Here is a 14,949-nt window from a genome sequence, read left to right on the forward strand (position 1 = left end):
CCTGTACCGATCCGCGCAATAGTCGCGATACGACAAACCGCCTGCACAGTGCGCACGCGGTAGGGAGTCCAGCAGCAGGGGAGGGCGCGCGTGACCCTGGAAAAAGATATCGCCGTCCTCGCCGATGCACTTTCGGGCATGGTCTGGGCGGCGGATGCCGACGGCAGCGTCCGGTTCGTCAACCGGCATTGGCGCGACTACGCCGGCATCGAGAGCCCCGATGCGACGGACATGGGATGGGCGTCGGCGGTCCATCCCGACGAACTGCCGCGATTCCTCGAGCGCTGGCGCGGTGTGGTCGCGCTCGGCGAGGCCGCCGAGATCGACGTGCGCCTTCGCCGCCATGACGGGCAATACCGCCGGTTCCTGTTGTCGAGCTGCCCGGTGCGCGACGAGGGCGGACGCATATCGCGTTGGTACGGGATGGCCACCGAAACCGCGCAGGTCGACGCGGCGCCGCCCGCGGCACGGCCGGATCTGCGGTCGATCATCGAGAACATCCCGATGTCGGCGTGGTCCACCGATGCCGATGGGAACTGCGACTTCGTCAATCAACGCTGGCTCTCGTACACCGGCGCTTCGCTGGACGCGGCGTCGGGCTGGGGCTGGGAGGCGGTGATCCATCCCGACGACCTGCCCGGCCTTCGGACCGAGTGGCAAGCGTGCCTGGCAAGCGGCAAGTCGATGAATGCCGAGGCGCGCATGCGTCGCTTCGACGGCGTCTACCGATGGTTCCTGTTTCTGGGCAACCCCTTGCACGGCGAGGACGGACGCATCTCCAAATGGTTCGGAACCAACGTCGACGTCGAGGACCGCCGGCAGGCCGAGGATGCGCTGCGCGCCAGCGAGCGAAATCTCGTCCGGATCATCAACACCATTCCGACCACGGCGTGGTCCACGCGCCCCGACGGCTACTGCGACTTCCTGAGCGACCGCTGGCTCGACTACGCGGGCTTCACGGCGGAGCAGGCCATAGGCTGGAACTGGAGCAGCGTGATCCATCCGGAGGATGCGCCAGGGCTTATCACGTACTGGCAAGGGTGCCTGGCTGCCGGCACGCCGGTTGACGTGGAGGCACGCATGCGCCGCTTCGACGGCGTGTACCGCTGGTTCCTGTTTCGCGCCAACCCCTTTCGCGACGCCGCGGGCGAGATCGTCAAGTGGTACGGCACGAACGTGGACATCGAGGACCGCAAGAACGCGCAGGAAGCACTGCAGGCGAGTGAACGCGATCTCGACAGGATCATCAACACCATTCCGACCACGGCGTGGTCCACGCGCCCCGACGGCTACTGCGACTTCCTGAGCGACCGCTGGCTCGACTACGCGGGCTTCACGGCGGAGCAGGCCATAGGCTGGAACTGGAGCAGCGTGATCCATCCGGAGGATGCGCCAGGGCTGATCGCGTACTGGCAAGGATGCCTGGCTGCAGGCACGCCGGTCGACGTGGAGGCACGCATGCGCCGCTTCGACGGGGTGTACCGCTGGTTCCTGTTTCGCGCCAATCCCTGGCACGACGCCGAGGGCCGCATCGTCAAGTGGTACGGCACCAACGTCGACATCGACGATCGGAAGAAGACCGATGAGATCCTGCGGGCGAGCGAGCGCAACCTCAGCCTCATCATCAACACGATCCCGATGCTTGCCTGGGCCACCCGGCCCGACGGTTTCTGCGATTTCGTGAACCAGCGCTGGATCGAGTTCACCGGCATCTCGGCCATCCAGGCGCAAGGCTGGGACTGGAAAGCGGCCATTCATCCCGACGACGTGAAGGACCTGGTGGACCGCTGGCAGACCGCTCTCGCGACAGGGCAGCCCCTGGATTCCGAAGCACGCATGCGCCGATTCGACGGCGCCTACCGCTGGTTCCTGTTCCGCGGCAATCCGCTCCATGACGACGCCGGCATCCTCGTGCGGTGGTACGGCACGAACGTGGACATCGAAGACCGCAAGCGCGCCGAGGAGCGGCTGCTTCGCAGCGAACTGCTGCTGGCCGAGGGGCAGCGTGTCAGCCAGACCGGCAGCTTCTACTGGCGCGTCGAATCGGACACCATCCGGGGCTCCGACGAGCTCTACCGGATTCTCGGATTGCAGGTGGGCACCCCCATCTCCCTCGGCCGGGTGGCCGCGCTCGTGCATGCCGAAGACCTTCCGGCACTGAACGAGCTGATCGCGCAGGCCCTCGAGGGGAGCGAAAATCTCCTGCACGAGTTGCGGCTGAAACTGCCCGACGGCTGTCTCGTCTTCCTGCGCATCAATGCGTCGCGCAATCGCGACCGCGAGGGACGCCTGGAGTACATCGGCGCGATCCAGGACGTGACGGAGCGCAGGCGCTCCGAGCAGGCGCTGGCCGAAACGCGATCGGAGCTGGCCTACATGGCGAGGGTGGCGAGCATGGGCGCCCTGACGGCCTCGATCGCGCACGAGGTCAACCAGCCGCTCACCGGGATCATCGCCAACGGCAGCGCCTGCATGCGCATGCTCTGCGCCGATCCGCCCAACGTCGAAGGCGCCATCGAGACCGTGAGGCGGACGATCCGCGACAGCCATCGTGCGGCCGACGTCATCGTGCGTTTGCGTACGCTCTTTGCCAGGCGGGACGCCGCGGCCGAGCCGGTGGATCTGAACGAAGCCACGCGCGAGGTGATCGCGCTGTCGGTGAGCGAACTGCAACGCAACCTGGTGACACTGCACACGGAATTCGACGAGTCGCTCGACCCGATCAGGGGCGACCGTATGCAACTGCAGCAGGTCATCCTGAACCTGCTGATGAACGCTTCATCGGCCATGAGCACCATAGAGAGCCGCTCGCGCGTGCTGGTGATCCGGACCGACCGGGATGCAGACCGATGGGTTCGCTTCTCGATCCAGGACAACGGCGTAGGCATCGGCGCCGAACACATCGAGCGGCTGTTCGACCCGCTCTATACGACCAAGAGCAACGGGCTGGGCATCGGCCTGTCGGTCAGCCGCGCCATCGTCGAGAGTCACGGAGGCCGTCTTTGGGGGGCGCCGGGCGAGACCGACGGCGCGACGTTCTCGTTCGCCATTCCAGGCCACACGCAGGACTGAGGTGCCGACGCGCCGAACGTCGGCGAGGTGCGGCTGGGCAGCCGCAGCTCCAGCTTCGCGGCCATGTTGACGAGGTTGGCCAGCGAGCCGGCCTTCATCTTGCGCATGACGCTGCCGCGGTGCGCCTTCACGGTGATCTCGCTGATGTCGAGCTCGCCGGCGATCTGCTTGTTGAGCAGACCCGTGACGACCCAGCGCATGACCTCGGCTTCGCGGCGGCTGAGCGAGGCGTAGCTGTCCCGCAGTGTGCGCAACTGCCGCGCGTCGCCGAGCACCGCGTCGCTGCGTTCGATGGCCTGGCGGATCGCCTCGAGCAGCACCTCCTCGTCGAACGGCTTGGTCATAAACTCGAAGGCGCCCGCCTTCATGGCCCGCACCGTCATGGGAACGTCCCCGCAGCCGGTGAGAAAGATGATCGGCATGTCCATGCGTTCGCCCGCGATCTGTTTTTGCAGCAGCAGGCCGTTGAGATCCGGCAGGTTCACATCGAGCAGCAGGCAGCTGGGCTCCGCAGAACGGGGGCGGTCCAGAAAGTCCCGGGCCGACTCGAAGCACTCCACGGTCCAGCCCATGCAGCGGATCAGCGATTCCAGCGATTCCCTGACCGAGATGTCGTCATCGACGACGAAGACATGCGGCGTCATCCGTTCCGGATGCGAAGGCATGGTGGCACTGACCGCGGTGTCTGTTTTCATGGCGTGGCCGCTCGATGGACGAGCCTCGCAGGATGCCCGTCTGCAAACCAAAGGTAAACAGGACTTTGGTATCGGTCGGCTACGCCGAAGCGGGCGTTCCCAGCTTCGCGGCCATGTTCACGAGTTCGGCCAACGATCCGGCATCCATCTTCTGCATCACGCGGCCGCGATGCGCCTTGACCGTGACCTCGCTGATGCCGAGCTGGCCCCCGACCTGCTTGTTCAGCAGTCCCGCAACCACCAGCGCCATCACTTCGCGCTCGCGCGTACTCAGCGAAGCGTGGCGGGCGCGCAGCGCGTGCATGCCTTGCTGCCTTGCGAACTCGACGCGGCTGCGTTCGATGGCCTGGCCGATGGCGGCGAGCAGGACTTCGTCGTCGAAGGGCTTGGTCAGGAATTCGACCGCGCCGGCCTTCATCGCCTGCACGGTCATGGGCACGGTGCCCAGCCCGGTCACGAAGACGATCGGCATGTCCGGGCGCTCGGCACCGAGGTGTTTCTGCAGGTCAAGGCCGCTGAGGTCGGGCAGGCCCACGTCCAGCACGAGGCAGCACGGCCGGGAAGGGCGCTCGCGCGCCAGGAAGGCGTGCGCCGAGTCGAAGCACTCGGGCTGCCAGCCGGCGTGCTGCACCAACGGCGCCAGCGATTCGCGCACCGAGATGTCGTCGTCGACGATGAATACCAGGGGCGGCTCTTCTGCCTGCGGGGTTGTCGGCACAGCGGGCCTCAATGCGCTTGCAAGGCGGTGTCGATCGCACCGAGCAGCGCGCTTTCGCTGAACGGCTTGAAGAGGCACTCGATGGCGCCTTGCGCAAGCATGCGCGAGCGCACGTCATGGTCGGCGTGCGCGGTGATGAAGACAATGGGCAGGTGCTTGCCGCGGCTTTGCAGCTCGCGCTGCAGTTCCGGGCCGGACATGCCGGGCATGGCGATGTCCAGGATCAGGCAGCGGGTGTCGTCGATGAAGGCCGACGCGAGGAATTCGCGGGCCGAGGCGAAGGCTTCCACTGTGAAGCCGAACTCCCGAAGCAGGTCCGGCAGGGCCTCGCGCACGGACTCGTCGTCGTCCACGATGCACACGCGCACGGGCTGGCCTTGTCCATCTGTTCTTGCTGCGTTTGCCATCCCGCCGTGTCCCCTTATCTGAAAGCCGCCGCGCTCGCCGGTCTACCGGCAGCCCGCATCCGAAGTGGACCAATTGTGCATAGACGCAACCGAAGTAGCAATTGCGTCACACATGCGAGAGGCAGCGCCCGGACTCTCGCAAGAGAGTCAGTCGAGACTGATGCCGGTGTCGGTCACGATGCGGCGCCACGCCGCGATATCGTCGAGCCAGAGTTGCTCGAATGACGCGCGGCTCATCGCCCCCTGCTCGAAGACCAGGGGCTCCAGCGCCTCTTGAACCGGCGGCTCTTTCAGCGCGGCCTGGAGCGCCGTCTCCAGTCGCATCAGTTCGGCGACCGGCGTGCGCGCAGGCGCAAAGAGCGCGCACCAGCTCTCGGTGGTGAACGGCACCTGGGCTTCTGCCAGCGCGGGCACCTTCGGCAGCGCCGCGAGCCGCGTCGTCCCGGAAATGGCCAGCGGCACCAGCTTGCCTTCGCGCAGCGGCGCGATCGCACCGGCCGTATCGCTGATGCCCAGCAACAGACGTTCGCCGAGCAGGTCTCGCATCATCTGCGCGACGCTTTGATAAGGCACATGCGTCAGGTCGATGCCGGCCTGAAGGCGGATCGCTTCGACGAGCAGATGGCCGCCCGAGCCGGTGCCCCACGAGCCGTAGGCCAGCGGTGCCGGTGCGGCGCGCGCGGCATCGATGAGCCCGGACAGCGAGCGGACCCGCAACGAGGGGTGCGCCACCAGCACCAGCCGGCTGCTGCAGATGCGTCCCACGGCCGCGAAATCCCGCTCGGGCCGGTATGGCAACCGGGGGAACAGGCTGGCTGCGATCGCATGGGTGGCACTGGTGCCCAGCAGCAGCGTCCGGCCGTCCGGCGGCGCATGTGCCACCTGGATGCCGGCGCGCTGACCCGTGGCACCGGCGATGTTGATCACCACGACCGTGGCGCCGAGCAGCCGGCCGAGCGACGGCGCGAGGACGCGGCCCAGCGTATCCAGGGACCCTCCCGCAGGAAAGGGAACGACCAGCCGCACAGTCGCAGGCGCATCCGCTGCATGGATTCGGCTGACGGAAAGCGCCGCGAGCGCGCCGCCCAGCACCGCGCGTCTCGAGAGGCTGCTGCTCATGTCGTGATTCCTTCGTGGCCATGGCCTCATGCAACTGCTGCGGCAATGGAAAGCTCTGGTGCATTGCCCCGCCAAAGGTGACGTGCGAGCGCTGCGCGGTAGATAATTAATATTAATCGCGCCAGCCTCACGAACGCTTGTGGCAATGGTCGCGCCAACGCTCAGTGCGTGGTCGATGCGCTTCGCGCCGCACCGAACACTTGCTGGATCCGCTTCATTAGTCACGGCTCCCGGACGACGAATTCCGCAGATGAACCGGCTCTACTGGCTCGACACCGATGACGATGGTCCTTCTCCCGAAGTGTTGTGGGAAGACGGCGAGCGCAGGTTTTTCAGGGTTCGGCGCAAGGGGCCCGACGGCACGAGGAACGAGCGCATCGTCGTGCTCCTCGAGCCGCAGCGCGCAACACCGGACGGCGCCGCTCGCCTGGCCCACGAGTTCGCACTGAGAGAGTTTCTGGACGCCGCGTGGGCGTTGCGGCCGCTGGAACTGGTGCAGGACCGCGAACTGACCCTGCTCGTGCTCGAGCACCACGAGGGCCAGCCGCTGGATCGGCTGATGGCGCAGCCGCTCGACGTCGACCGCTTCCTGCGCCTGGCCATCTCCCTGTCGGAGGCACTCGGCCGTCTGCACGAACGCGGCCTCGTCCACAAGGACCTGAAACCGACCCATGTGTTCGTCGACGCGGCCGATGAAGCGCGCCTCACCGGCTTCGGCATCGCATCGATGCTGCCGCGCGAGCACCAGGCACCTGCGCCGCCCGAAGTCATTGCCGGCACGCTGGCCTACATGGCACCGGAGCAGACCGGGCGGACAAACCGGTCGATCGACTCGCGAAGCGATCTCTATTCGCTGGGCATCGTGCTCTACCAGATGGTGACCGGCTCGCTGCCGTTCCAGGCATCGGACCCGTTGGAGTGGGTTCACTGCCACATCGCACGCCAACCGGTGGCGCCTCGCGAGCGGATCGCGGGCATCCCGTCGCAGGTGTCGGACATCGTGATGAAGCTGCTGGCCAAGACGCCGGAGGAGCGCTACCAGACGGCCGCCGGCGTGGCGCACGACCTGCGTCGATGCATGGCCGACCGTCAAGCCGGCGCCGAAGGCGATGCCTTTGCGCTGGGCGAGCAGGACCAACCGGACCGGATCGTGATTCCCGAGCGGCTCTACGGGCGCGCTGCGGAAATCCAGGCCCTGCTGTCCTCCTTCGACGAAGTGGCTGCGACCGGCACCCCCGCGCTGGTGCTCATCGCCGGCTACTCCGGCATCGGCAAATCGTCGGTCGTGAACGAGTTGCGCAAGGTGCTCGTTCCGCCGCGCGGGCTGTTCGCATCGGGCAAGTTCGATCAGTACAAGACCGACATTCCGTACGCAAGCTGCGCGCTTGCGTTCCAAAGCCTCGTCCATCCGCTGCTGGGCAAGCCGGAAGCAGAGCTGCGTTCGTGGCGCGAGGCCCTGTCGCAGGCGCTGAGCCCGAATGCCTCGCTGCTGCTGGACCTGGTGCCGGAACTGAAGCTGGTTCTGGGCGAGCAGCCACCCGTCATCGACCTGCCCGTGCAGGATGCGCAGCGGCGCTTCCACCTCGCCGTGCGGCGCTTCATCGGCGTTTTCGCCAGGCGTGAACACCCATTGGCGCTGTTTCTCGACGACCTGCAGTGGCTCGACGTGGCAACGCTCGATCTGCTGGTGAATCTCCTGACGGCAGGCGACCTGCCGCACCTGCTGTTGATCGGCGCCTACCGCGACAACGAGGTGACTGCGCAGCATCCGTTGGCCGAGCGGCTGGTCGCGCTGCGCGAGGACGGCGCCATCGTGCGCACCATCACCCTGTCGCCGCTCGTGGCGGACGACCTGCACCAGCTGGTCGCCGACGCGCTTCACACCACGCGCGATCTGGTGCGCCCGCTGGCCGACCTGGTGCAGCGCAAGACCGCAGGCAATCCGCTGTTCGCCGTCCAGTTCCTCGATTCGCTGGCCGACGAGGGGCTCCTCGCGTTCCATCACACCGCGGCCCGCTGGTCCTGGGACGAAGAACGCGCGCTGGCCAAGGGCTTCGCCGACAACGTGGTGGACCTGATGGTGCGCAAGCTCGGCCGCCTGTCGACCGGCACCCGGCAAACATTGCAGCGGCTCGCCTGCCTGGGGCACGGCGGGGAGACGGCCACGATCGCGATCGTCTGCGGCATACCGGCGCAGGCGGTGGAGGCTCAGTTGTGGGACGCCCTGAACCAGGAACTCATCCAGTACACCGAGGGCGCTTACCGCTTTGCCCATGACCGCGTCCAGGAGGCTGCCTACTCCCTGATACCGCAGGCGTTGCGCGCGCATCTCCATCTGGACATCGGCCGTCGCCTGCTGGCACACACGCCCGCGGAGCGGCAGAAGGAAGCCGTCTTCGAGCTCGTCAACCAACTCAATCGTGGCGCGTCGCTGATCGGCACGCCGCAGGAGCGCGAGCGGCTCGCAGAACTCAACCTCCTTGCGGGCAAGCGTTCCAAGGCATCGACGGCCTACGCCTCTGCGCTGGATTACTTCAGGACGGGCGCGGCCTTGCTGCAGGAGGAGGGCGGCGAGCGGCGCGACGAACTGTCGTTCGCGCTCGCGCTGGCGCAGGCCGAGTGCGAATTCCTCACGGGGGAGATGGCCGCCGCAGAGGCGCACCTGGAAGCGATTGCCTCGAGCGCGGCGAATCCGATCGATCGCGCCACGGTCGCCTGCCTTCGCATCGACCTCTACACCACGCTCGACCAGAGCGACCGCGCGGTGGAGGTCTGCCTTCTCTACCTGCGCCAACTGGGCATCGCGTGGTCCGCCCACCCCGCGGAAAGCGAGTCGCGGCGCGAGTACGAGCGGATGTGGTCGCTGCTCGGCGATCGCGAGATCGAAACGCTGATCGACTCGCCCTTGATGAGCGACCCGCAACACATCGCCACGCTGGACGTCCTCACCAAGGCGCTGGTGCCCGCATCGTTCACCGATGCCAATCTGTTCTCGCTGTTTCTCTGGCACATGGTCAACCTGAGCCTGCAGCACGGCAACACCGACGCCTCATGCCAGGCCTACGGCCATATCGGCAGGATCGCGGGGCCGCGTTTCGGCAACTACAAGGCCGGCGTCCGTTTCGCCAGGCTCGGCTTCGACCTGGTCGAAAAGCGCGGGCTCAAGAGATTCGAGGCCCGCACCTACCTGGGCTACGCCGTCTCCAGCGCAGCGTGGACCCATTACCGCGTGGCGCGAGACCTGTTGCGGCATGCATTCGCCGTTGCGCACGCCACCGGCGATCTCACCTACGCAGCCTTTTCCCGGCATCACCTGGTGGCGAACCTGCTCGCCGTGGGCGATCCGCTGGAGGACGTGCAGCGCGAGGCCGAGCAAAGCCTGGACTTCGCGCGCAAGGCTCGTTTCGGGCTCGAAAGCGACGTCGTCGCGGTGCAGCTCGCGCTCGTTCGCACGCTCCGCGGCGCCACGCCGACTTTCGGCACCTTCGACGGCGCGCACTTCGACGAGCGCGAGTTCGAGCGCCGTGTGTCGGGCGACCCTCGCCTGGGCTTCGCCGCCTGCTGGTACTGGATTCGCAAGCTGCAGGCGCGCTTTCTTGCCGGCGACCATGCGGCGGCGCTCGAGGCATCGTCGAACGCGCAGCGTCTCCTTTGGACGCCGCCGGCCTTCTTCAGGACGGCGGAAGCGCATTTCTATGGTGTGCTGAGCCGCGCAGCCGCCTGCGATCCCGCGGCCCCCGCGCAGTTCCGGGAGCATCTGGACGCCCTGACGGCGCACCACGCGGAGCTCGTGGAATGGGCCGAGAACTGCCCGGAGAACTTCCAGAACCGCGCCGCCCTGGTCGGTGCCGAAATCGCTCGCCTGGAGGGCCGCGAACTCGAAGCCGAACGCCTGTACGAATCGGCCATCCGGTCGGCGCGCGAACACGGCTTCATGCACAACCAGGCGATCGCGGCGGAACTGGCCGCGCGCTTTCACGCGGCCCGCGGCTTCGACACCATCGCCGGGGCCTACCTGCGCGACGCCCGGCACTGCTACCTCCAATGGGGCGCCCTGGGCAAGGTCAGGCAGCTCGACGAGCGATACCCCTATCTGCGCCACGAGGTGCGCGCCGATCCAGCCGCCATGGGGCAGACGCCGTTCGATCGCCTCGACCTGGCCACCGTGCTCAAGGTCTCGCGCGCGGTATCGGCCGAGATCGACCTCGACAAGCTGATCGCCACCGTCATGCGGCTGGGCCTGGAGCATGCGGGCGCGCAACGGGGCCTGCTGATCCTGCCGCACGGTGACGGCTACCGCATCGAGGCCGAAGCCACGGCCGACGTCGGCGGTGTGGCGGTGGACCTGCGGCATGCGGACATCACAGCCGCGCACCTGCCGGCCTCGGTGCTGCATTTCGTTCTTCGCGCCAAGGAAAGCGTCTTGCTGCAGGACGCGCTGGAGCAAGGCCCGTTCTCGGACGACGACTACATGCGCCGCAACCGCGCCCGCTCGATGCTGTGCCTGCCGCTGCTCAAGCAGATGCGGCTCGTGGGTGTGATCTACCTGGAGAACAACCTGACGCCCGGCGCCTTCGCACCGGCCCGGCTTGCCCTGCTGGAGCTGCTCGCGTCGGAGGCAGCGATTTCCCTGGAGAACGCTCGCCTCTACCGCGACCTGCAGGAGCGCGAGGGCAGGGTGCGGCGGCTCTTCAACTCGAACATCATCGGCATCTTCACCTGGAACCTGGACGGCCGAATCCTCGACGCCAACCGCGCCTTCGGCCAGATCCTGGGATACGACGAGGACGACCTGGCCTCCGGACGCATGCGCTGGCGGGACATCATGCCGCCCTCGTGGGACGAGAACGACGACCAGATCATGAGAACGCTGCAGGCCACCAACGTCGTGGCCCCGTTCGAGGGCGAGTACATCAGGAAGGATGGCAGCTCGGTGCCCGTGCTGATCGGCATCGCGCTCTTCGACGGGACGCCACAAGAAGGCGTCGCCTTCGTGCTGGACCTGACCGACCGCAAGAAGGCCGAGCAGGCCGCCCGGGACAGCGAACGTCGATTCCACGACGTGGAGCTCAAGCTGCTGGATGCGAACCGGGTCGCGAGCATCGCGCAGCTGTCGGCGTCGATCGCGCACGAAATCAACCAGCCGCTCTCGGGCATCATCACCAACGCAGGCACGGGCCAGCGCATGCTGAATGCCGATCCCCCCAACATCGACGGCGCGCGCGAAACCATCCGGCGCACGCTGCGCGACGGGAACCGGGCCGCGGATGTGATCGCGCGACTGCGGGCGCTCTTCGGCAACGGCGACCTGTCCCCGGAGCCGATGAACCTGAACGACGCCATGCGGGAAGTCGTGGGCATGCTCTCGGCCGATCTCGAGAGAAACAAGGTTGTCCTCGAACTGGGCCTCGACGAGAGCCTGCCGGCGGTCTCGGCCGTTCGCATCCAGCTGCAGCAGGTGGTGCTGAACCTGATCCGCAATGCCTCGGAGGCCATGGCCGACGTGCACGATCGCCCGCGCCGCCTGGCGATCACCACGGCCCTGGCGCCCGACGGCCATGTGCGGGTGAGCGTCCAGGACGCGGGCGTGGGCGTGGACACCCAGGACCAGCACAGGATCTTCGACGCGTTCTATTCGACCAAGACCGCCGGCATGGGCGTGGGCCTGTCGGTCAGCCGCTCGATCGTCGAGCGGCACAACGGCCGGCTGTGGACCGAGCCGAACGACCGGCACGGAGCGACTTTCCTGTTCTCGGTGCCTGTCGGATAGGCAGGCGACGACAGCGCGTTGCACCGGATGCGGCGCAACACCTTCGTCCAATAGACCGGCCCCGGGGTCGTCTGGTGTGATTCCCGTCCTTCATCCAAGGAATCGCAAGGACTCGCCCATGACCCTCTCTTCATCCCTCACCCGGCGCGACTTCGTTGCCGGTTCGACCACCGCGCTTTCGGTCGGCTCGCTCGCATTTGCCGCACCGTCCGTGCAGGCGCAGAAGGCGCCCAGCGATGTGCCCGGCGGCGGCGAAGGCAGCAAGCCCGCAACCCACGGCAAGGAAGCCATCCGGCCGTTTCGCGTGCTCTTTCCGAACGGCGACCTGACGGACCTGCGGCGGCGCATCAAGGCCACCAAGTGGCCCTCGCGCGAAACCGTCGACGATGCATCGCAAGGCGTTCAGCTCGCCACCATGCGCGAGCTTGCCCGCCATTGGCAGACGCATTACGACTGGCGCAAGTGCGAGGCGAAGCTCAACGCCTGGCCGCAGTTCATGACCGAGATCGACGGCGTGGACATTCATTTCATTCATGTCCGCTCCACGCATCCGAAGGCCTTGCCGGTCATCGTCACGCATGGATGGCCGGGCTCGGTCATCGAGCAGCTCAAGATCATCGGCCCCCTCACCAACCCGACGGCCCACGGCGGGTCGGCGGCGGATGCGTTCGACGTGGTGATTCCCTCGCTGCCCGGCCACGGCTTCTCGGGAAAGCCGACGACCACGGGCTGGGACCCGGTGCGCATCGCGCGCGCATGGGTGGTGCTCATGAAGCGCCTGGGCTATACCAGGTACGTTGCGCAGGGCGGAGACTGGGGCAACGCGGTCACCGAACAGATGGCGCTGCTGACGCCGCCAGGGCTCGTGGGCATCCACACCAACATGCCGGCGACCATTCCCGACGACATTGCCAAATCGCTCGGCGCCGGCGGCCCGCCGCCGACCAACCTCTCGGCCGACGAGAAGTACGCATACGACCAGCTGGACACCTTCTACAAGCACGGGCTGGCCTATGCCCAGGAAATGGGCAATCGCCCGCAAACGCTGTACGGCATCGAGGACTCGCCGGTCGGCCTGGCCGCCTGGATGCTGGACCACGATGCGCGCAGCTACTCGCTCATCGCGCGGGTCTTCGCCGGCCAGACCGAGGGGCTCACGCGGGACGACATCCTGGACAACGTCACGCTCTACTGGCTCACGAACACCGCCGTGTCCTCGGCGCGCCTCTACTGGGAGAGCAAGCTGCCGTTCTTCGCACCCAAGGGGGTTACCCTGCCGGTGGCGGTGAGCGCCTTCCCCGACGAGATCTACACGGCCCCGCGCAGCTGGGCGGAGCGTGCGTATCCGAAGCTCGTGCACTACAACAGGCTTTCCAAGGGCGGGCACTTTGCCGCATGGGAACAGCCGCAGGTGCTGGCGGCCGAGATGCGTGCGGGGTTCCGGTCGCTGCGGGGATAGCAGCCTTCCATCGAGCCAAAGAAAAATCCCGGGTGCCGGCAACGACACCCGGGATTTTTTTCGACGCCCGATTACTTGCCGCCGTAGTTGTCGTTGAACGACGGCAGTTCCCCGGCCTTGTTTTCCCTTGCCACCTCCGCGCGGCTCGCCTTGCGGCCTGCCGAGCGCTCCGCGCGCGAGAGCTTGGCGGTGGGTTCGGGGATCGGGTCTCCTTCGCCGGGCATGAAGGTGCGCGCGGCTTCCACGCCACCCGGCTTGCGGGCCTGGCGCGCAGCGGCGCGATCGGCCTTCGATGCCTTCGCCTTCGGCTCGGGGATCGGGTCGCCCTCGCCGGGCATGAAGTTGCGCGCGGCTTCCACGCCCTCGGCCTTGCGTTCGGCGCGCACGGCGCCCTTGTCGGCCGGCTGTGGCTGGGCGTGGACGTTGAGGGCCAGGATCTGTGCACCGACCAGGGCGCACGTGGACAGAAGCAATTTCATTTTCAAACTCCTTAACTTGAGAAAAACAAGGCACCGTTCGATGCCCCGGGATGGGTCGTGCTGCTTGCGCGCATCTGCGCACGCCAAGTCATGAAATCAGAAAGCCCTGGTCGCGCCTATTGAACGTTGGTGTAGGAGATACCTTGGTAGGGGGTGCTTGTTTCGCGGCCCGACGCCGCCGCTTCAACCGCGCAGCAGGTACCGCTCGCCGCGCGCCGCATCGAGCACGGCCGATGCATCGCGCGAGATCGCCTCGAGCGGCGATGCGTCGGCCAGCCACGCATTCGGTGCGACGAACCAGAGGCATGCGTCCCAATCGCTCAGCGTGGGAATCAGCTCCCGGATCACGGCAGTGACGCCCGGGCGCGGCGTCACGGTGGACAGGTCGAACTGGAACAGCGGCAGCACGGTGCGCAATTGCCACTGGAAGCTGATCACGTCGCGGTCGACGATCCAGTGCGCCAGCTGCGAGATCGGCTGCTCCGTGCGCCGCATGAGCAGCGTGACCAGCTCGTCGGAGCTCACGAATCCCCCGCTCGCGCGGAAGGCGTGCTCCATCTCCCGGTACTGGCTGGCCTGCACGGTCTGCAGCAGTGCGGCCGCGCTGGGACGCGCAGGCAGGCGCTGCGTGAAGCGGAAAGGGAAGTCGGTGGAAGGAAGGGTGACGGGGGTTTGCATGGTGGCTCCTGGTGGGTGAGATGCGAATGCCATTGAACAGAAGCACCGGGCCGATTTCCATTGCACGATGGTGTCGTGCAATAACGCCTGCGTATGAATGAACGAACGCAAAAAAAGCCGCGGCCCATGACGGAGCCGCGGCTTTCGCGCGTGCGCGGTGCGGGCGGGTCAGGCCTTCACCGCCGGATTCAGGCGCGCCAGCGTCGCGGAAATGCGCTGGCCGAAACGGCGCGCGGTCTCCAGGTCGCCGTGAACCATTTCATCGGTCGACGCGTCGGACGGCGTGGTCGTGCCGAGGCCGCTGAACGTCGCGACATAGTTGATGTCGTCGCGCTTGGCCGCCTTCGTGGTGCTCGGCAACATGCCCACGCCCACCCAGACCATGCCGTGCTGCTGGGCCATGGTGAAAAGGGAGTTCAGCGTCGAGGCCTTGTCGCCGTTCATGCCCGCCGAATTGGTGAAGCCGGCCGCGAGCTTGTCCTTCCATTCCATGGTCCCCCAGACCTTGGAGGACTCGTCGATGAACTTCTTGAACTGCCAGCTGACGCTGCC

The 14,949-nt window shown here is 66.9% G+C and carries 10 protein-coding genes; 3 read left to right on the top strand and 7 right to left on the bottom strand.

Features of this window, described 5'->3' with window-relative positions; all coding sequences use genetic code 11:
- Window positions 1-90 precede the first annotated feature (90 nt).
- Window positions 91-3,072, top strand: coding sequence for a PAS domain-containing sensor histidine kinase (locus RT97_RS23055; RefSeq protein WP_052810730.1), 2,982 nt, complete (start codon window positions 91-93; stop codon window positions 3,070-3,072).
- On the opposite strand, the gene RT97_RS23060 is transcribed toward RT97_RS23055, so the two are convergent.
- The 4 genes from RT97_RS23060 to RT97_RS23075 form a co-directional block, all read right to left on the bottom strand.
- Window positions 2,988-3,767, bottom strand: coding sequence for a response regulator transcription factor (locus tag RT97_RS23060; protein ID WP_155403867.1), 780 nt, complete (start codon window positions 3,765-3,767; stop codon window positions 2,988-2,990). The two genes, RT97_RS23055 and RT97_RS23060, sit on opposite strands and share 85 nt — an antisense overlap.
- Before the next feature lie 79 nt (window positions 3,768-3,846).
- Window positions 3,847-4,485, bottom strand: coding sequence for a response regulator transcription factor (locus RT97_RS23065; RefSeq protein WP_253278297.1), 639 nt, complete (start codon window positions 4,483-4,485; stop codon window positions 3,847-3,849).
- 8 nt (window positions 4,486-4,493) lie between these two features.
- Window positions 4,494-4,892 carry a response regulator transcription factor gene (locus tag RT97_RS23070; RefSeq protein ID WP_042581166.1) on the bottom strand — a complete coding sequence of 133 codons (399 nt, stop codon included), beginning with the start codon at window positions 4,890-4,892 and terminating at the stop codon, window positions 4,494-4,496.
- A 147-nt stretch (window positions 4,893-5,039) separates the two neighbouring features.
- Window positions 5,040-6,011, bottom strand: a complete 972-nt coding sequence (locus RT97_RS23075) for a Bug family tripartite tricarboxylate transporter substrate binding protein (protein ID WP_042581167.1) — start codon at window positions 6,009-6,011, stop codon at window positions 5,040-5,042.
- A 145-nt stretch (window positions 6,012-6,156) separates the two neighbouring features.
- On the opposite strand from RT97_RS23075, the gene RT97_RS23080 reads away from it, so the two are divergent.
- A complete protein-coding gene (locus tag RT97_RS23080; RefSeq protein ID WP_253278298.1) occupies window positions 6,157-11,781 on the top strand; it encodes a trifunctional serine/threonine-protein kinase/ATP-binding protein/sensor histidine kinase in 5,625 nt (1,874 codons plus the stop codon).
- Between the two features lie 118 nt (window positions 11,782-11,899).
- Window positions 11,900-13,240: an epoxide hydrolase family protein gene (locus tag RT97_RS23085; protein ID WP_042581169.1), complete on the top strand. Its 1,341-nt coding sequence runs from the start codon at window positions 11,900-11,902 to the stop codon at window positions 13,238-13,240.
- A 71-nt stretch (window positions 13,241-13,311) separates the two neighbouring features.
- Here the strand turns inward: RT97_RS23085 and RT97_RS23090 are convergent, their stop codons facing one another.
- The 3 genes from RT97_RS23090 to RT97_RS33505 all read right to left on the bottom strand — a co-directional run.
- Window positions 13,312-13,719 carry a hypothetical protein gene (locus RT97_RS23090; RefSeq protein ID WP_042581170.1) on the bottom strand — a complete coding sequence of 136 codons (408 nt, stop codon included), beginning with the start codon at window positions 13,717-13,719 and terminating at the stop codon, window positions 13,312-13,314.
- Between the two features lie 183 nt (window positions 13,720-13,902).
- Complete coding sequence (locus RT97_RS23095) at window positions 13,903-14,397, bottom strand: hypothetical protein (protein ID WP_042581171.1); 495 nt, start codon at window positions 14,395-14,397, stop codon at window positions 13,903-13,905.
- Window positions 14,398-14,565: 168 nt separating this feature from the next.
- Window positions 14,566-14,949, bottom strand: a 384-nt coding sequence (locus RT97_RS33505) for a flavodoxin family protein (protein ID WP_042581172.1), incomplete at its 5' end; no start/stop codon positions are given.

Origin of the sequence: Variovorax paradoxus, from assembly GCF_000834655.1 — a bacterium.
Taxonomy (GTDB): Bacteria; Pseudomonadota; Gammaproteobacteria; order Burkholderiales; family Burkholderiaceae_C; genus Variovorax; species Variovorax paradoxus_F.

Excerpts from the sequence above, each read along its gene's own strand:
- RT97_RS23060 (WP_155403867.1), bottom strand. The coding sequence starts at position 3,767 with ATGAAAACAGACACCGCGGTCAGTGCCACCATGCCTTCGCATCCGGAA.
- RT97_RS23070 (WP_042581166.1), bottom strand. The coding sequence starts at position 4,892 with ATGGCAAACGCAGCAAGAACAGATGGACAAGGCCAGCCCGTGCGCGTG.
- RT97_RS23080 (WP_253278298.1), top strand. The coding sequence starts at position 6,157 with ATGGTCGCGCCAACGCTCAGTGCGTGGTCGATGCGCTTCGCGCCGCAC.
- RT97_RS23075 (WP_042581167.1), bottom strand. The coding sequence starts at position 6,011 with ATGAGCAGCAGCCTCTCGAGACGCGCGGTGCTGGGCGGCGCGCTCGCG.
- RT97_RS23085 (WP_042581169.1), top strand. The coding sequence starts at position 11,900 with ATGACCCTCTCTTCATCCCTCACCCGGCGCGACTTCGTTGCCGGTTCG.
- RT97_RS23090 (WP_042581170.1), bottom strand. The coding sequence starts at position 13,719 with ATGAAATTGCTTCTGTCCACGTGCGCCCTGGTCGGTGCACAGATCCTG.
- RT97_RS23095 (WP_042581171.1), bottom strand. The coding sequence starts at position 14,397 with ATGCAAACCCCCGTCACCCTTCCTTCCACCGACTTCCCTTTCCGCTTC.